The following is an 18,338-nucleotide window of genomic DNA, read 5'->3' as shown; positions in this document are numbered from 1 at the left end:
GGGTGCCGTTGGGGGTGTGGAGGAGGGCGGTTCTGGCTGCGTAGTGGGTGTTGAGGGTTTCGGGGGTGAGGACTTCGGCTGGGGTGCCGCGGGCTGCGGGGGTGCCGTTGGACAGCAGCAGGAGGGCGTCGGCGTACTGGGCGGCGAGGGTGAGGTCGTGGAGCGTGGTGATGACCGTGGTGCCGAGCTCGGTGCGGAGTTCGTCGACGAGGTCCAGGAGGGATTGCGCGTGGCCGATGTCGAGGCCCGTGGTCGGTTCGTCGAGCAGCAGGACCCCGGCTCGTTGAGCCAGGGCCCGGGCGAGGACCGTGCGCTGCCGCTCGCCGCCGGAGAGGGTGTGCAGCGACCGTCCGGCGAGGTGGCCCAGGTCCAGGCGGGTGACGAGTTCGTCGACGACTCCGAGGTCGCTGCGGCCTTCGCGCCCGAGCGGGCCGAGGTGGGGCGTGCGGCCGAGCAGGACGTAGTCGGTGACCGTGAGGCCCAGCGGCAGCTGCGGGATCTGCGGCGCGTAGGCGAGGGTGCGGGCGCGCTCGCGGCGGCGCAGCGACGCCATCCGCCGGCCGTCCACCAGCACGTCCCCGGTGTGGCCGAGCAACCCGGCGACGGCCTTGAGCAGCGTGGACTTGCCAGCGCCGTTGGGGCCGATGATGCCCAGCCAGCCGCCGGTGTCCACTGTGGTCGACACCCCGGAAACGACCGGGCTGCGGCGGTATCCGGCCGCGAGCTCGTGGACCTCCACCCGGCTCACGCGCGCCTCCGGTGCAGCAGCACGGCGAAGAACGGGGCGCCGGTGAACGCGGTGATCACGCCGATCGGGATCTCCGCGGGCGCCAGCAGGGTCCGCGCGAGCACGTCGGCGAGCACCAGGAACACCCCGCCGAACAGAAGCGACATCGGCACGATGATCCGGAACCCGCCGCCGATGGCCAGCCGCACCAGGTGCGGCACCGCCAGCCCGACGAACCCGATCAGCCCCGCCACCGACACCGCGGCGGCGGTGGCCAGCGAGGCTGCGATCAGCACCAGCATCCGCACCCGGCCCGGGTGCACGCCCAGTGACGTGGCCTCCTCGTCACCGGTGCCCAGCACGTCCAGCAGCCGCGCGCACAGGCACAGCACGACGGCCGAGACCACCAGGTGCGGCAGGACGATCAGCACCTCGCGCCAACCGGTGGTGCTCAGCCGCCCGAGGATCCACAGGTAGACCTGCTGCAACGACTCGACCCGCAGCTGCTGCAGGAACGTCTGCCCTGCCGTGAGGAAGGCGGCGACCGCCACGCCGGCCAGCACCAGCGTCGCCGTGTCGGGGCCCGCGGATCGCCCGATCAGCCAGGTCAGCCCGACGCCGCCCAGCGCTCCGGCGAAGGCCGCCGCCTGCACCGGGATCGACAGACCGGACTGCGGCGCGGTGGTGATCACCAGCGTGACGGCCAAGCCCGCCCCGGCGGCCGATCCCAGCAGGTACGGGTCGGCGAGGGGGTTGCCGAACACGCCCTGGAACGCGGCACCGGACACCGCGAGCGCGGCGCCGACGAGCACGCCGAGCACGGTGCGGGGGACCCGCAGGTCCCACAGGATCGCTGCCTCGCGCTCGGACAGCGGTGAGACGCCGCCGGTCAGCTGCGCGACGATCTCGGTTAGCACCCGGCCCCGTCCGAGTTCCGCGGCACCCACCAGCACGGACAGCAACATGCTCCCGACCAGCACCACCACGCCGACGACGAGATGCCACGGGCGGAGTCGGGTCGGCGAGATCAACCCTGCTGGGCCTTGCCCACCGCTCGGCTGATGGAGCGCACGAACTCCACCACGCGCGGTCCCCAGCGGCTGGCCAGGTCGTCGTCGAGCTCCACGACCTGGTTGCGGCGGACGGCGTCGATGGTGTGCCAGCCGGGCCGCGCCGCGATGGCGCCGGCGTTGACGCCGCAGCACTTGGTGTCGGCGGCGAAGATCAGGTTCGGGTTGGCCTGCACGACGTGCTCCTGCGACAGCTGCGGGAACGGCCCACCGGCCGGGTCGGCGATGTTGACCATCCCGAACAGCGAGTACACGTTGCCCACGAAGCTCTGCGAGGTCGCCGTGTGGAGTTCGGGGCTGACTTCGTGGAAGTAGCTCATCGGCTGCGGGGGCTTGGGCGTGGAGGCCACGATGCCGGCGATGTCGGCGCGCATCTTCTGCACCATCGCGTTCGCCTGGTTGCCGTGCCCGGTGGCGCGGCCGATCGCCTGGATCTGCTGGTAGGCGTCATCCAGGCTGGCGGCGGCGGGCGTCAGCAGCACCGGCACGTCGACCACCTGCAGGCCCTGGGCGAGCTGGGTGGCGTTGTCCGGGGCGATGACCAGGTCGGGGTCCTTGCTCGCCACCGCGGCGGCGTCGGCGGTGAACCCGGACAGCTCGGTGCGCGGTGCGTTCTCCGGGAACGTGGAGTGCTGGTCCACGGCGAGGACCTGGTCTCCCGCACCGAGCGCGAAGAGGGTCTCGGTCGCCGACGGCGACAGCGACACGATCCGCTTGGGCTGCTGGAGCAGGGTCACCGGCTGGCCGCCGGGTAGCGAGACCTTCGCGGGGAAGGACGACGCGGGATCGTCGGGCACCACCGGCACCGGGGAGTGCTGTCGGGTCGCGCACGCCGTGACCATGGTGAACAGGGCGAATGCGGCCATCATCAGGGCGGCGAGACGGCGGAACCCGGTCATGTCTTCCCTCGGGTCGGAGCTGGCGATACGAACACCCACCGCTGTGGGTGCCCTGAGCTGGAAAGATATCAGCAAAGATCGCCCCGGGGGCCTGCTGGAGGGCGAGCGCTACCCGGGCGGCGACGCTGCGGGTAGATTCGAGGACGGGCCGTGTCCGCCGGCGTGGGTTCGCTGTGCGAGCCGCCGACGGGCTGTGATGTTCCAGGCCGCCACTCCCGGTCGTGTCGTGACGTAGGGGTCCTGAGCAGCCGACTCCTGGGCGCGTAGCCAGCGACGGGCTTCACAACAAGATGTTCAGCATCACTTCCAGGTTGCTGCTTCCGGGTATTGTGGCTGGTAAAGTCTGCTAAACGCTCCGGTTACAGCGAGTGGGCGAGCGCGTCCGAAACTCGCTCGAAAGCGTCTACGGCAGAACCGGAACACTCCAGCTGCGGGCCAGTGCCGTCCCGTGCCCAGAAGTCGAAGAAGTCAGGTCAATGGCCGACCGCCGACTTTCGAAGCACGAGCATGACGAGGGAGGTCTGCGCAGTGGTCTTCTCTGCGATCCCAGCGGCCCAGGGCCTGTACGACCCGGCTGCGGAGCAGGATTCCTGCGGCGTGGCCATGGTCGCCGACATTCGAGGTCGGCGTTCGCATGCGATCGTCGCGGACGGTCTGACCGCCCTGGCGAACCTGGAGCACCGCGGTGCCGCGGGCGCCGAGCCCACCAGCGGCGACGGCGCGGGCATCCTGCTCCAGCTCCCTGACGAGCTCCTGCGCGCCACGGCGGGCGTGTCCCTGCCCGAGCCGGCCGAGGACGGCGAAAGCCGCTACGCGGCCGGAATGGGCTTCCTTCCCGCCGACGCAGAGGAGCGCGAGCGCGTCGTGGCGCTCGTTCGAGAGATCGCGGCCGAGGAGGGCCTGACGGTCCTGGGCTGGCGCGAGGTGCCCACCGCGCCGGACCGCGCGGACGTGGGCACCACGGCCCGCGACTGCATGCCGCACTTCGCGACCCTCATGGTCGCCGGCAACGACGGCGAGTCCGGCCTGCAGCTGGACCGGCTGGCGTTCTGCCTGCGCAAGCGCGCCGAGCGCGAGGCTGCGCGGCAGGGCCTGGAGCTGTACTTCCCGTCGCTGTCCGCTCGCACCTTCGTCTACAAGGGCATGCTCACCACGGAGCAGCTGCCGGAGTTCTTCCCCGACCTGACCGACGAGCGGCTGGCCAGCGCCATCGCGCTGGTGCACAGCCGGTTCTCCACCAACACGTTCCCGTCGTGGCCGCTGGCTCACCCGTTCCGCTACGTGGCGCACAACGGCGAGATCAACACCATCCGCGGCAACCGCAACCGGATGCGGGCTCGCGAGGCGCTGCTGTCCTCCGACCTGATCCCGGGTGATCTGTCCCGGCTGTACCCGGTCTGCGCCGACGACGCCTCCGACTCGGCGTCCTTCGACGAGGTCCTCGAACTGCTGCACCTGGGTGGTCGGTCGCTGCCGCACGCGGTGCTGATGATGATCCCGGAGGCGTGGGAGAACCACGCCGAGATGGATCCCAAGCGCAAGGCGTTCTACCAGTTCCACGCGAGCTTGATGGAGCCGTGGGACGGCCCGGCGTGCGTCACCTTCACCGACGGCTCGTTGGTCGGCGCGGTGCTCGACCGCAACGGCCTGCGTCCCGCCCGCTGGTGGCAGACCGCCGACGACCGCGTGGTGCTGGCCAGCGAGGCCGGTGTCCTGGGCGTCGACCCGTCCGAGGTGGTCGCCAAGGGCCGCCTGCAGCCGGGCCGGATGTTCCTGATCGACACCGACCAGGGCCGCATCGTCGACGACGAGGAGTTCAAGACCGAGCTGGCTTCCGAGCACGCCTACGACGAGTGGCTGCACGCCGGTCTGCTCAACCTCGACGAGCTCGCCGACCGCGAGCACGTCGTGAGCACCCACGAGTCGGTGGTGCGCCGCCAGCTGTCCTTCGGCTACACCGAGGAGGAGCTGAGCCTGCTGCTCGCTCCGATGGCCACCGCCGGCGCCGAGCCGCTGGGGTCGATGGGCGCCGATACCCCGACCGCTCCGCTGTCGCAGCGCTCGCGGATGCTCTACGACTACTTCGTGCAGCAGTTCGCGCAGGTCACGAACCCGCCGCTGGATGCGATCCGCGAGGAGATCGTGACCTCGGTGGCGCGGGTCATGGGCCCGGAGCAGAGCCTGCTGACCCCGTCGCCGGCGTCCTGCAGGCACATCGTGCTGCCGAACCCGGTCATCGACAACGACGAGCTGGCCAAGCTCATCCACATCAACGACGACGGTGACCTGCCGGGGTTCTCCTCGGCGGTGCTCTCCGGCCTGTACGAAGTGGACGGTGGCGGTCAGGCGCTGGCGGAGGCCATCGAGCGGGTCCGCGCCGAGGCGTCCGAGGCGATCGCCGCCGGGGCGCGCGTGCTGGTGCTCTCCGATCGGGACTCCGACCACGAGCTGGCGCCGATCCCGTCGTTGCTGCTGGTGTCGGCGGTGCACCAGCACCTGATCCAGACCAAGGAGCGGCTGCGCGTCGCGCTGGTCGTGGAGTCGGGTGACGCCCGCGAGGTGCACCACGTGGCCGCCCTGCTGGGCTACGGCGCGGCGGCGGTCAACCCGTACCTGGCGTTCGAGGCCATCGAGGACATGATCTCGACCGGCCAGGTCTCCGGGGTGCGCCCCAAGGTGGCCATCCGGAACTACGTGCAGGCGCTGGTCAAGGGCGTGCTGAAGGTGATGTCCAAGATGGGCATCTCGACCGTCGGCGCCTACACGGCCGCGCAGGTCTTCGAGGCCGTCGGCCTGTCGCAGGAGGTCGTGGAGTCCTACTTCCTGGGCACCACCTCCAAGCTCGGCGGCGTCGGACTGGACGAGCTGGCCGAGGAGGTCGCGCAGCGGCACCGCCGCGCCTACCCGGACAACCCGACCGAGCGCGTGCACCGCAAGCTGGAGATCGGCGGCGACTACTCCTACCGCCGCGAGGGCGAACTGCACCTGTTCACGCCGGAAACGGTGTTCCTGCTGCAGCATTCGACCAAGACCGGCAGGTACGACAAGTTCCGCGAGTACACCGCGGAATGCGACCGGCTGGCGGCCGAGGGCGGCACCCTGCGCGGGCTCTTCGAGTTCGACAGCGCGCGCGAACCGATCGACATCGACGAGGTCGAGCCGGCGTCGTCGATCATGAAGCGGTTCTCCACCGGTGCGATGAGCTACGGCGCGATCTCCGCCGAGGCCCACGAGGTGCTGGCGATCGCGATGAACCGCATCGGCGGCAAGTCCAACTCCGGCGAGGGCGGCGAGGACGTCGACCGCCTCTACGACTCCGAGCGGCGCTCGGCGGTCAAGCAGGTCGCTTCCGGCCGCTTCGGCGTGACCAGCGAATACCTGGTCAACGCCAGCGACATCCAGATCAAGATGGCCCAGGGCGCCAAGCCCGGCGAGGGCGGTCAGCTGCCCGCGCACAAGGTGTACCCGTGGATCGCCAAGACGCGGCACTCCACGCCGGGCGTCGGATTGATCTCTCCGCCGCCGCACCACGACATCTACTCGATCGAGGACCTGGCGCAGCTGATCCACGACCTCAAGAACGCCAACGAGCAGGCCCGCGTGCACGTCAAGCTGGTCAGCGAGGTCGGCGTCGGCACGGTCGCGGCGGGCGTGTCGAAGGCGCACGCCGACGTGGTGCTGATCTCCGGTCACGACGGCGGCACCGGTGCCGCGCCGCTGACCTCGCTCAAGCACGCGGGCACGCCGTGGGAGGTCGGACTGGCCGAGACGCAGCAGACGCTGCTGCTCAACGGCCTGCGCGACCGGATCACGGTGCAGTGCGACGGCGGTTTCAAGACCGGCCGCGACGTCGTGGTCGCCGCGCTGCTGGGTGCCGAGGAGTACGGCTTCGCCACGGCGCCGCTGGTGGTCGAGGGCTGCATCATGATGCGCGTCTGCCACCTCGACACCTGCCCGGTCGGTGTCGCGACCCAGAACCCGGACCTGCGCAAGAGGTTCACCGGCCAGGTCGAGCACGTGGTGAACTTCTTCGAGTTCATCGCCCAGGAGGTGCGGGAACACCTGGCGCAGTTGGGTTTCCGGACGCTGGACGAGGCCATCGGTCAGGTCTCGGCGCTGCGCCGCGACAACGCCGTGCAGCACTGGAAGTCCCGCGGCCTTGACCTGGAGCCGGTGTTCGCCGAGCCGCGGACCCCGTACTCGTCGGTCCGCCGGAAGGTCCGCGAGCAGGACCACGGCCTCGACCAGGCGCTGGACCGCACGCTGATCCAGCTCGCCGAGGCGGCGTTGGAGGACGCCCGCCCGGTCCGGTTGCAGCTGCCGGTGCGCAACGTCAACCGCACCGTCGGCACCCTGCTGGGTGCGGAGGTCTCCCGCCGCTTCGGCGGCGACGGCCTGCCCGACGACACCATCCACGTCGAGCTGGAGGGCTCGGCCGGCCAGTCGCTGGGCGCGTTCCTGCCAGCCGGCGTCACGCTGGACATGGTCGGTGACGCCAACGACTACGTCGGCAAGGGCCTCTCCGGTGGCCGGATCGTGGTCCGCCCCGACCCGAAGTCGGCGTTCCGCGCCGAGGACCAGGTCATCGCGGGCAACGTGATCGGCTACGGCGCGACCAGCGGGGAGATCTTCCTGCGCGGCCAGGTCGGCGAGCGCTTCGCCGTCCGGAACTCCGGTGCGCAGCTGGTCTGCGAGGGCGTCGGCGACCACGCCTTCGAGTACATGACCGGCGGCCGGGCGATCGTGCTCGGTGGCACCGGCCGCAACGTCGGTGCCGGCATGTCCGGCGGCATCGGCTACGTGCTGGACCTGGACCCGGTGCGGGTCAACACCGCGATGGTCGATCTCAAGCCGTTGAGCGCCAAGGAGCTCAAGTGGCTGCACGAGGTCGTGCGCAAGCACCACGAGCTGACCGGTTCGGCCGTGGCCGCGTCGCTGCTGGGCGACTGGCCGCGGCGTTCGGCGGCGTTCACCAAGGTGATGCCGCGCGATTTCCAGCGGGTCCTGGACGCCATGCGGATGGCCAAGGTCGAGGGCCGGGACGTCAACGAGGTGATCATGGAGGCATCCCGTGGCTGACCCCCAGGGTTTTCTGAAGCACTCGCGGGCCGACGCACCGAAGCGTCCCACCGATGAGCGGCTGGGCGACTGGCACGAGGTCTACGCCGCGCTGTCCACCGAGGACCGCAACGCGCAGGTGTCCACCCAGGCCGCCCGCTGCATGGATTGCGGAATCCCGTTCTGCCACTCGGGTTCTGCGGGCTGCCCGTTGGGCAACCTGATCCCGGAGTGGAACAACATGGTCCGCCGCGGTCAGTGGGAGATGGCCAGCGAACGGCTGCACGCGACCAACAACTTCCCAGAGTTCACCGGCAAGTTGTGCCCGGCGCCGTGCGAAGCCGGTTGCGTGCTGGCGATCTCGCCGGAGGCCGGAGGGGCGGTGGCGATCAAGCGGGTCGAGGAGACCATCGCCGAGGTCGCCTGGGAGAACTCCTCCGTCTCCCCGCACATCTCCGAGGAGCACACCGGGAAGCGGGTCGCCGTGGTCGGTTCCGGCCCTGCGGGCCTGGCCGCCGCGCAGCAGCTGACCCGCGCGGGCCACGAGGTGACCGTCTACGAGCGCGACGACCGCATCGGCGGGTTGCTGCGCTACGGAATCCCCGAGTTCAAGATGGAGAAGTCCGCCCTCGACCGGCGTCTGACGCAAATGCGCGAGGAGGGCACGAAGTTCGTCACTGGCTGCGAGGTCGGCGTGGACCTGACCGTGGCGGACCTGCGCGCCGGTCACGACGCCGTGGTGCTCGCGGTGGGCGCGCTGCGCGGCCGCGACGACACCACCGTCCCGGGCCGCGAGCTGGACGGCGTGCACCTGGCGATGGAGCACCTGGTCCCGGCCAACAAGGAGCTCGAAGGTGACGGCCCCTCGCCGATCTCGGCCGAGGGCAAGCACGTCATCATCCTCGGCGGCGGCGACACCGGTGCCGACTGCTACGGCACCGCGACCCGCCAGGGTGCGCTGTCAGTGACGCAGTTGGACAACTACCCGCAGCCGCCCACCGAGCGCGACGACGAGCTCTCGCCGTGGCCGGTCTGGCCGTACGTCCTGCGCACCTACCCGGTGCACGAGGAGGCCGGTGAGCGGAAGTTCGCGGTCGCCATCGAGTCCTTCGCGGGCGATGGCGAGGGCCGGGTCCGGGCGGTGCGGTTGCGGCACGTCGAGGTCAGCCGCGACGAGAACGGGCGCCGCCAGGTGGTTCCGGTCTCCGACGAGGTCGAGGAGTTGCCCTGCGACCTCGCCCTGCTGGCGATCGGTTTCGAGGGCGTCGAGCGCATGCCGCTGCTCGACGGGCTGGGGATCGAGCTCACCAAGCGCGGCACGATCGGCTCCGGGTCCAACTGGGAGACCACCACTCCGGGCGTGTTCGTCTGCGGTGACGCCCATCGCGGCGCGTCGCTGGTCGTCTGGGCCATCGCGGAGGGCCGCTCGGTCGCGCACGCGGTGGACAGCCACCTGATGGGGGCCTCGGAGCTCCCGTCCCCGGTCCACCCCACAGCCCTGCCGCTGGCGGTGTGACTTCGCCGAGGTGAGGGGCGCTTTCGCGCGGTGTGACCGTTCCGGAGCGCTCCTCGCCTCATTCCCGCGATCTTTTTCCGCCGAACCGGCCTCGCGGCGATCCGCCGGTCCCTAAAATTCCCTCCCGGGCGTCAACGCCCCATGTCGGTCCGCAGTGGACGGGGGGAAAGTGGATTTCCACAAGAGTTCGGGCAACACGATCTTCGCCTTGGTCGTGATCGTGCTCGCGAGCATCGGGACCGTGATGCTGATCGGCGGGTTGACCGGGGATTCGGACGTCCGGATCCACTTCATCTTCTTCGCCGCGCCGATCGGGGTCGTGGCCGGGTTGGTCATGCTGATCAAGAGCCTGCGGCCGATGACGGTGCGCATCGACGAGCGCGGCATCCTGATCGAGCACAAGGTCAAGAAGGTGCGGGTCGCACTGGGCTGGCAGCACGTCGCCGCCGTCTCGGTGACCCGACTGCGCAAGCCCAAGGACGACCGGAGCACCGCCACCTACCTGACGGTGTGGCCCCAGGGCGGCTACAACCCGGGCGTCCCGCAGGAGTGGATGGTCCAGCAGGACGGCTGGACCGGCTACCGCCTGCTCGACGTCGACGACATCCGCGAGAGCGAGGACGTGCTCGCTCAGGTCCTAACCCGCTACGGCGCCCCCGTTCTCCGCTGAACGAGCCAGAACGGCCGGCAGGTCGCCGGAGTGAACGATGCCGAGGCGCTGGGTCGCCCGGGTCAGCGCCACGTAGAGGTCGTTGATCCCGCGCTCGGACGCCTCGGCCATCGCCTCCGGTTCGACCACCAGGACCGAGTCGAACTCCAGGCCCTTGGCCTGGTCGACGGTGAGCAGCACCGTCGGGGATTCCAGGTCGTCGGGCCGGGTGCCGATCACCGCGTCCGGCAGCGCCTCGGCCAGCTGCTGTCCGGACTCGGAGAGCAGCGCCGGCGGTAGCAGCACCGCCACCCGGCCGTCACCGACCTCGCGCAGCTCGTCGCCGATCAGCCCGGGCAGCGTCGTGGTCAGCTCGTCGGCCGGAACCCGCCGGGTCCACGGCTGGTGGCCGCTGGTGCGCACCGAGCGCGGCGGTTGCAGATCGGTGTCCATGGCGGCCAGCACGTCGGTCGCGATGTCCATGATCTCGGCCGGAGTGCGGTAGTTGATCGTCAGCTCGACCTGCTTCCACCGGTCCTGCACGTACGGCGAGAGGACCTGGTCCCAGGACTGGGTCCCGCCCAGCGCACCGGTCTGCGCCACGTCGCCGACCAGCGTCATCGACCGGCTCGGGCAGCGGCGCATCAACACGCGCCAGGCCATCTCCGAGAGCTCTTGCGCCTCGTCGACGATGACGTGCCCGAAGGTCCAGGTCCGGTCCTCGGCGGCGCGCTCGGCGGCGGTCAGGTCGCTGCGGGTGCGGAACCGCTCGGCCAGCAGCTCCGCGTCGAGCACGTCGGAAACCCGCAGGCGCTCCTCGTCGGCGATCTCCTCGTCCTGCTCCATGATGTGCAGAACGCCTTGCGCGTAGGCGAGTTCCTCGCGCTCCGCACGTTCGCGGTCGGCGCGCTCCTGCGCGTCGTCCTCGCCGAGCAGTTCCGCGATCTCGTCGAGCAGCGGGACGTCGGCCGGTGTCCACGGCGTGCCCGCCGGTCGCGACAGGGCGTCGCGCTCGGCGTCGCCGAGGACCTTCGCGGTGGCGGTGGCCAGGCGTTCCGGGGAGCTCAGCAGCTCGTCGAGCAGCAGCTTGGGCGTCAGCTCCGGCCACAGCTCGTCGAGCGCGCGGGCCACCTCGGGGTCGGCGCGCAGCTCCACGTTGATCTCGTCGAGGTCGCGCCGGTCCAGCAGCTCCCGGCCGAGCCGGTCGGCGACCTGCATCGTCAGCGCGCGGAACATCTCTTCGCGGAACACCCTGCGCGCCAGGTTGTGCGGACGGCGGGTGCGACGGGCGCGGGTGCGCGCAGCGGTGGCGTCCTTGCGGTGCAGGTGCAGCGGTTCGCGGTCGAAGGTGACCTCGACGTGGTCGCGCGGCACCTGCTGCCGGTCGCGGACGGCCGCGTTGAGCACGTCGGTCATGCTCAGCCGCCCCTTGATCTCGGCGACCTGCGCGGATTCGGTTCCGGTGGCGGTGATCCCGGGGTACAGGCCGCCCACAGTGGACAGCAGCACGCCGGTCTCGCCCAGCGAGGGCAGCACCTGGCCGATGTAGCGCAGGAACGTCGGGTTCGGCCCGACGACCAGCACGCCGCGCTTGGACAGCTGTTCGCGGAAGGTGTACAGCAGGTAGGCCGCGCGGTGCAGTGCGACGGCGGTCTTGCCGGTGCCCGGCCCGCCCTGCACGACCAGCACGCCGTTCATGCCCGCGCGGATCACGCGGTCCTGCTCGGCCTGGATGGTGGAGACGATGTCCTGCATCTGGCCGGTGCGCCGGGCGTCCAGCCGCGCCAGCAGGGTCGCCTCGCCGGCCAGGCCCAGATCGCTGCCCTGCTCGGCGGCGTCGAGGTCGAGGATCTCGTCCTCGTAGTCGAGCACCTTGCGCCAGCTGGTCTTGAGGTGCCTGCGGCGCTGCACGCCGTCCCGCGCCGCTGCCGTGGCCAGGTAGAACGGACGGGCGGCCGGTGCGCGCCAGTCCAGCAGCAGCGGCTCGTACTCGTCGTCCTCGTCGAACAGGCCGATCCTGCCGACGTGGAAGGTCTCGCCGCCGTCGAGATCCAACCGCCCGAAGCACATGCCGTGCTCCACCGCGCTGAGCTGGGTGAGCTTGTCGGTGTACATCCGGGTGGAGATGTCGCGTTCCGTGCGGGCCTGCGGCGGACCGCCGCTGTCGCGCAGCGTGTCCTTGAGCCGCTGGATCGTCTCCGCTCTGAGGTCGTCGAGCTTGCCGTACAGCACGTTCAGGTAGCGCTGTTCGGCTGCGATCTCTTCGGTGCGAACGGTTTCCCGATCAACTCCGGCGTCGGACAATTCGCCACCTCATGCCAGGCGCGGACAAGACAACTGGACCTCAAGGCCCGACCTGCCAATATACCGCGCCCCCATGGCGAGCATCGCGCAGCGAACCCACCTGAGAACCACGAGGACCCCAACGACCGAAGACCCGACCGCCAGGTCCTCCCACCGCAACCCACGCCCACCCCACCGATCCGGCACAACCGCCCTGCCAACCCGACCACAACGCCGACGCCCGGCCTCGGAAACCGGCCCACACCCCGACCCCAGGACACGGAAAACCGCCGCAATCCGTGACCGGACTACGGCGGTTTTCCGTGCGGGGCCGGAGCGCGGCCGTTCTCGGAACCCCGATTGCGGCGGTTCTCCGCGTTGTGAACGGGTATCCGGGGATCTGGTCACCGAGTTGTTCGGGTCCCTAGACGACGGCGGAGATGGCGAGGATGACGACGAAGGAGACGACCGACAGGAGGGTTTCCATGGCCGACCAGGTCTTGAGGGTCTGGCCGACGGTCATCCCGAAGTACTCCTTGACCAGCCAGAACCCGGCGTCGTTGACGTGCGAGAGGAACAGCGAGCCGGAGCCGATCGCCAGCGCGACCAGCGCGCCCTGCGCGGGCGGCAGGCCGATGACCAGCGGTGCGACCATGCCCGCGGCCGAGATCGTGGCGACCGTTGCCGAACCAGTCGCGACGCGGATGCCGACCGCGATCAGCCAGCCCAGCACGAGCGGCGACAGGTGCGCCCCGGTGGCCAGGTCGGTGATCGTGTTGTTCACGCCGGAGTCGACCAGCGTCTGCTTGAAACCACCACCGGCACCGACGATCAGGATGATCCCGGCGATGGCGGGCAGCGAACCGCCGACGACGTCGGACAGCTGGGAGCGGGAGAACCGGGCGCCGCGGCCGAGCACCACGATCGCGATCAGGACGGTCAGCATCATCGCCACGACCGGCGTGCCGATGGTGTCGAGGATCGTGTAGCCGAGCGTGTCCTCGGCCAGCGTCAGGTCGGCGACCGACTTGCACAGCATCAGCACGACCGGCAGCAGCAGCATCGCCACGGCGGCGAAGAAGCTCGGCCGGTGCGGGTGCTCCTCTTGCTCGGGTGCCTTGCCCAGCAGCTGGGTGGCCGGCGGCAGGTCGACGCGCTTGGCGATGTAGGAGCCGAACAGCGGACCGGCGACGATCGCTGTCGGGATGGCCACCACGATGCCCAAGGCCAGCGTCAGACCGAGGTCGACGTGCAGCGCGTCGACGGCGGCGAGCGGACCGGGGTGCGGCGGGACGAGACCGTGCAGGATCGACAGACCGGCAAGCGCCGGGATGCCGATCCGCAGCATCGGCTGCTCGGTCCGGGCGGCGACCATGACCACGACCGGGACCAGCAGCACGACGCCGACCTCGAAGAACATCGGCAGGCCGAGCAGCGCGGCGATGAACACCATCGCCCACGGCAGCGTCTTGCTGGTGGTGCGGCGCATGACCGTCTCGACGACCTGATCGGCGCCACCGCTGTCGGTGAGCAGCTTGCCGAGCATGGCGCCGAGCGCGACGAGCAGGCCGACGTCGCCGACGGTCTTGCCGAGGCCCTCGGTGAAGGTGTCCACGAGGTCCCCGAAGGGCATGCCGGCCACCACGCCGAGCGTGGTCGCGCCGAGCGCCAGGGAGAGGAAGGGGTGGAGCTTGGCCCAGCTGATCAGCAGCACGATCACCGCGATGCCGGCGACCGCGGCGCTCAGCAGACGGGTGTCGTGCGCCGTCCAGGACGCTGCCTGGGCGAGCGGGGCGGAAAGGCTGGAAAGCATGGAGGGCTCCTCGTTGAGCAGCTGGTGCGCGCCACAGCCTAAGCATTAAGTATGACTTTTAGTTCTTCATTACCGATTAAGTATTACTGTTATGCCGGTCACTCGGCGTTCGCCGCCTACGCTCGGGCACTGGTCGAACGCGTTTTTCACCGGCGAAGGGGCGTGGCGGATGAGCGGCGGGCTGCACGGCAAGGTGCTGGAAGTCCTCGGTGGGGAGATCGCCGCGGGCACCCACCCTCCCGGCAGCGTGCTGCGCATCGAGCAGCTGGAGGAGCGGTTCGGCATCTCTCGCAGCGTCGCTCGCGAGGTCGTGCGCACCCTCGCCTCCATCCGGCTGGTCCTGGGCCGCAAGCGGGTGGGAATCGTGGTGCGCCCGCGCGAGGAGTGGAACAGCTTCGACCCGATGCTCATCCGCTGGCGGCTGGCCGCCGACCGCTCGGCGGAGCTCAAGACCCTCGCCGAGCTGCGCACCGCCGTCGAACCCGTCGCCGCCGCGGCGGCCGCCGACCGCGCGAAGGACGACCACACGGCCCGGCTGGTCGCGCTCTCAGAGCGGATGGTGGCCACCTCGCGCGCCGGTGATCTGGAGGCGTTCATGGACGCCGACGTCGAGTTCCACCGGCTGATCCTCACCGCCTCCGGCAACGAGATGTTCGCCCAGCTCCACGAGGTCGTCGAGGAGCTGCTGCGGTGGCGCGCGGGCCACGGCCTGATGCCGGTGCGCCCGCGTCCGGTCGCGGTCCGCTTGCACTGCGAGATCGCCGAGTGCATCCGGGCGGGCGACCGGGTCCGAGCCGAGTGGGCCATGCGGGAGCTGGTGGCCGAAGCCCTCGAAGGAACCCTCGAAGGCTTGGAGTCCTGAGCGCGGCAGCGGCGGTCCAGGTCCGAGCCGACCCGCGATCGAATCCGTCCTGCCCAGCAGCTCGGACCGGAACCGCCCCCGGACGCACGAATCCCCCGCGACCTCGGGGTGGTGGTCGCGGGGGGTTCGGCAGGGATCAGTAACCCTGGTAGCTGCCGCCGGAACGCAGGCCCGACACGCCCGGAACGTCGGCGACGGAGCCGTAGCGCTCGATCGAGTAGCGGGTGGCGGCGATGATGTTGTCGACGGGGTCGTAGACGTTCTCGTGGCCGGGCAGCGCGAACGACTCGAAGGTCGGCGCGATGGTCTGCATCAGACCGATCGACGGGGTGCCGGCCGCGGCGTTGGAGTCCCAGTTGTTCGTGGCGCTCGGGTCACCGTTGGACTCGTGCATGATGATCGTCCGGATGGCCTCGGCATCGATCTGGTCGCGCGGGATGCCGTTCTTCTCCATGATCTGGATGGCCTCGTGGATCCAGGCGTCGACCTGGTCCTTCGGCTTCGGCGCTTCCTTGTTAGCCGGTGCCGCCTCGGGTGCGTCTTGGGCTGCCGGAGCGGGCTGCGCGACGGGGGCGGGCGCGGCCTGGGGCTCGACGACCGGCTGAACCGGGGCGGGAACCGGCGCGGGGACGGCGAGCGGGGCGGCCTCGGCCGCCTGGTGCACCGGAGCGGACTCGGTGCGGGTTTCGGCGTTGTCGCCACCTGCGGCGGCGGTGAAGACGCCGAGCACGCCGAACGCCGCGACCGCGGCGCCGACCTGCAGCGACCGCACCCTGGGGGCGACGCGGTGGGCGCGGTCGGCGGCATCGCCGAGGAAGCTCGCGGGCAGTCGGCTCCCGTAGGGCGCCGTCCTCTCCCAACGGCGCCGGCCGGTCGTGCGATCCTGCGGGGTGCCGGGGGTGATCTGGTCGGGGGTATTCGTCTCGTCGGGGGTCACGAGGACCCAGAATCCGCAACGGAGAGTCACCCTGCATGGTGGTTTCTACGGGGTCGACTACCTATTTTGAGCCATTCGGGCCGTTCGGTGAACGTTTCTGGCTACCCGTTGTGGTAGTGAGCAAGAACGTTTACCGGGCTTCGGTGTCGGCTGTGCCACCCGTTCGCTGCCCCGCGACCCATCCCGCGATCTGCGCGCGGGAGGTGAAGTCGAGCTTGGTCAAGATGTTCTGCACGTGCCCCTCGACCGTGCGCTGGGCGATCACCAAGCTCTCCGCGATGTCCTTGTTGGTGCGTCCCTGAGCGACCAGATCGGCGATCTGCCGCTCGCGGCGGGTCAGCGGCATCGGGTGCACGTTGTCCTCGGACTCCGAGCCGGACGACGACCGCCTGGTGGTGCGCTTGAGCTCCAGCGCGTAGTCCAGGGCGTGCGGCAGCGACATCGCCCGCCCGCGCTCGTACTGCTCGTCGAACACTTCCGGCCCCAGCGCCGTCCGGATCTGCATCAGGTGCTGGTCGTGGTCGCCTGCGAACCGCGCCCAGAACCCCGGGGCCGAGCGGACCGCGTCCCACAGCGCCGAGGAGGCGCCCAGCAGCCGGGCCGCGCGCTCGAAGCGCTGCTGCCGGTGCGCGATCCAAGCGAGCGTGTCCATGCTGAAGGCGATGCCCAGACGGTTGTCGAGCTCGCGCTGCAACCGAAGCGCCTCCTTCACCGAGTTCTCCGCCCGGTCAGGTCGGTCCCGGCGCATCTGGACCTGGGCGGTCGCCCACTGCGCGTAGGAGCGCCAGTACAGCTCGCTGTGCTCGGTGGACAGCTGGATGCACTCGGCGAGCATCCGCAGCCCGGCGTCGGGGTCGTCGCCCATGCCCTTGATCAGGCCCAGCGCGTGCAGCGACCACAGCTCACCGGCGAGCTCCCGGTGCTTGCGGAACTGCTCCAGCGCCCCGTCCGCCAGTTCGGTCCCGCGCTGCTGCTCGTCTTTGAAGAACGCGATCAGCCCGTGCAGGAGCGCCAGGTAGGCGCGCTCGATCTCGTCGCCGCGCTGGGTGGCCAGCACGGTGGCGCGTTCGAGGAGCGGCTGCACCCGGTCCAGGTCGCCCTGCAACAGCGCGAACCAGGCGCTGACCCGCAGTGCTTTGGAGCGTTCGGGCAGGTCGCGCGGGGTGTTGTCGAGGACCTCGTCCAGCCAGTGGCGCGCTTCGGCGTTCAGACCGCGGATTCCCCAGTACGGCCACAGGTCGGTGACCAGCCGCAACGCGGTCCCGCCGGTCTCGGAGCCCTCGGCGGCGTGCCGCAGCGCCATGCGCAGGTTGTCCTGCTCGTTCCGCAGGCGCTGCACCCACGTGGCCTGGCCGGGACCGATCCACTCCGCGGCGAACCGCGCGCTGAGCTCGGCGAAGAAGGTGCAGTGCCGGTCGCGCACCAGGTTCGTCTCGCCGTACTCACCGAGCTTGTCCAGGCCGTACTCGCGCAGCGTGTGCGGCAGCCGGTAGCGGAGCTCGCCGCCGTCCTCCTCGCGCATCAGCACGGACTTGTCGACCAGCGAGTGCACCGCGGTGAGGATGTCCACGCCCTTGCCGTCGCCGGCGACGTGCTCGGCGGCGGAGAGGTCGAAACTCCCGGAGAAGGCCGACATCCGCGCCCACGCCCGCCGGTCGCGCTCGTCGAGGAGTTCGTAGCTCCAGTCGATCAGCGCGCGCAGCGTCTGCTGGCGGGGTGGTGCGCCGCGGCGGCCCTCGGTGAGCAGGTCGTAGCGCTCGGCGAGGCGCTCTTCGAGCTGTTGCAGGGACAGCGACCGGAGCCGGACAGCCGCGAGCTCTATGGCCAGCGGGTTCCCGTCGAGGTGGTGGCACAGGCGCATCAGCGCCTCAGCGTTGTCGGTGGTGACCTCGAACTCCGGGACCGCGGCCTTGGCGCGATCGACGAACAGCCGGACCGAGGGGAACTGCTCGTAGGCCTCGGCGGGCGGCAGGTGTCCGGGATCGGGCACCTGCATCGGCGGCACGACGACGGTGGATTCGCCGGCCACGCCGAGCGACTGCCTGCTGGTGGCCAGCACGCGCACGCCCGGGCACCAGCGCATGAGCGCGTCGACGAGCATGGCGACGTCTTCGATCACGTGCTCGCAGTTGTCCAGGACCAGCAGCATCTCGTGGTTCTTGAGCTGGTCGACGATCGTCTCCAGGCCCGCGGCCGAGGACGGTCCGCCGAGGCCGAGCTGCTCGATGACGGCGTCGAGCACCAGCGCGCCGTCGTCGAGGTTCTCCAGTTCGACGAACCAGGCCTTGTCGCGGAAGGAGCGGCGCATGTTGGAGGCCACGCGCACGGCCAGCCGCGTCTTGCCGACGCCGCCCGGGCCGGTGAGGGTGACCACGCGAGCCTCGGAGAAGAGGCGTTTGGTCAGGGTGATCTCACGACGACGGCCGACGAAGCTCGTCACGTCGGCCGGTAGGTTGCCCGCTGATTCGCGCATGCGGGCGTTAGCAGTGGAGACCACCATTCGAGCTTAGCTCGCGAAACGGCC

Annotated in this window: 11 protein-coding genes; 4 read left to right on the top strand and 7 right to left on the bottom strand. The window is 70.5% G+C overall.

Annotation, left to right across the window (positions count from 1 at the left end):
- From E1161_RS21050 to E1161_RS21040, 3 genes are all read right to left on the bottom strand, one after another.
- Nucleotides 1-748: ABC transporter ATP-binding protein (locus E1161_RS21050; RefSeq protein ID WP_132625939.1), on the bottom strand; the 748-nt coding region annotated here is incomplete at its 3' end.
- Nucleotides 745-1,692, bottom strand: a complete 948-nt coding sequence (locus E1161_RS21045; RefSeq protein ID WP_132625960.1) for a FecCD family ABC transporter permease — start codon at nt 1,690-1,692, stop codon at nt 745-747. The genes E1161_RS21050 and E1161_RS21045, both read right to left, overlap by 4 nt.
- Nucleotides 1,693-1,754: 62 nt before the next feature.
- Complete coding sequence (locus E1161_RS21040; RefSeq protein WP_132625937.1) at nt 1,755-2,696, bottom strand: ABC transporter substrate-binding protein; 942 nt, start codon at nt 2,694-2,696, stop codon at nt 1,755-1,757.
- A gap of 528 nt (nt 2,697-3,224) precedes the next feature.
- Here E1161_RS21040 and gltB point away from each other — a divergent pair.
- The 3 genes from gltB to E1161_RS21025 all read left to right on the top strand — a co-directional run bounded on the left by gltB (nt 3,225) and on the right by E1161_RS21025 (nt 9,940).
- Nucleotides 3,225-7,775 (top strand): glutamate synthase large subunit, encoded by a 4,551-nt coding sequence (gene gltB / locus E1161_RS21035; protein WP_132625935.1) that lies wholly within the window; start codon nt 3,225-3,227, stop codon nt 7,773-7,775.
- Nucleotides 7,768-9,270: a glutamate synthase subunit beta gene (locus E1161_RS21030; RefSeq protein WP_132625933.1), complete on the top strand. Its 1,503-nt coding sequence runs from the start codon at nt 7,768-7,770 to the stop codon at nt 9,268-9,270. Before gltB ends, E1161_RS21030 begins: the two co-directional genes overlap by 8 nt.
- Nucleotides 9,271-9,439: 169 nt before the next feature.
- On the top strand, nt 9,440-9,940 hold the full coding sequence (locus E1161_RS21025) for a hypothetical protein (protein ID WP_132625931.1): 501 nt from the start codon (nt 9,440-9,442) through the stop codon (nt 9,938-9,940).
- Here E1161_RS21025 and E1161_RS21020 read toward each other — a convergent pair.
- Nucleotides 9,908-12,223, bottom strand: coding sequence for a HelD family protein (locus E1161_RS21020; RefSeq protein WP_132625929.1), 2,316 nt, complete (start codon nt 12,221-12,223; stop codon nt 9,908-9,910). The genes E1161_RS21025 and E1161_RS21020 overlap by 33 nt on opposite strands.
- A gap of 403 nt (nt 12,224-12,626) precedes the next feature.
- Complete coding sequence (locus E1161_RS21015) at nt 12,627-14,015, bottom strand: GntT/GntP/DsdX family permease (RefSeq protein ID WP_132625927.1); 1,389 nt, start codon at nt 14,013-14,015, stop codon at nt 12,627-12,629.
- A 169-nt stretch (nt 14,016-14,184) separates the two neighbouring features.
- Here E1161_RS21015 and E1161_RS21010 point away from each other — a divergent pair, with 169 nt between their 5' ends.
- Nucleotides 14,185-14,877, top strand: a complete 693-nt coding sequence (locus E1161_RS21010; protein WP_132625925.1) for a FadR/GntR family transcriptional regulator — start codon at nt 14,185-14,187, stop codon at nt 14,875-14,877.
- A gap of 136 nt (nt 14,878-15,013) precedes the next feature.
- Here the strand turns inward: E1161_RS21010 and E1161_RS21005 are convergent, their stop codons facing one another.
- Together E1161_RS21005 and E1161_RS21000 are read right to left on the bottom strand one after the other, a co-directional pair.
- On the bottom strand, nt 15,014-15,814 hold the full coding sequence (locus tag E1161_RS21005) for a lytic transglycosylase domain-containing protein (RefSeq protein WP_235875183.1): 801 nt from the start codon (nt 15,812-15,814) through the stop codon (nt 15,014-15,016).
- A 130-nt stretch (nt 15,815-15,944) separates the two neighbouring features.
- Nucleotides 15,945-18,311 (bottom strand): ATP-binding protein, encoded by a 2,367-nt coding sequence (locus E1161_RS21000; RefSeq protein WP_132625923.1) that lies wholly within the window; start codon nt 18,309-18,311, stop codon nt 15,945-15,947.
- Between the last annotated feature and the right edge of the window lie 27 nt (nt 18,312-18,338).

The sequence above is a fragment of the Saccharopolyspora aridisoli genome (assembly GCF_004348445.1).
Lineage (GTDB): Bacteria > Actinomycetota > Actinomycetes > Mycobacteriales > Pseudonocardiaceae > Saccharopolyspora > Saccharopolyspora aridisoli.
The sequence above is the reverse complement of the archived record's forward strand: the minus strand, read 5'-3'. Positions and strand labels throughout refer to the sequence as shown.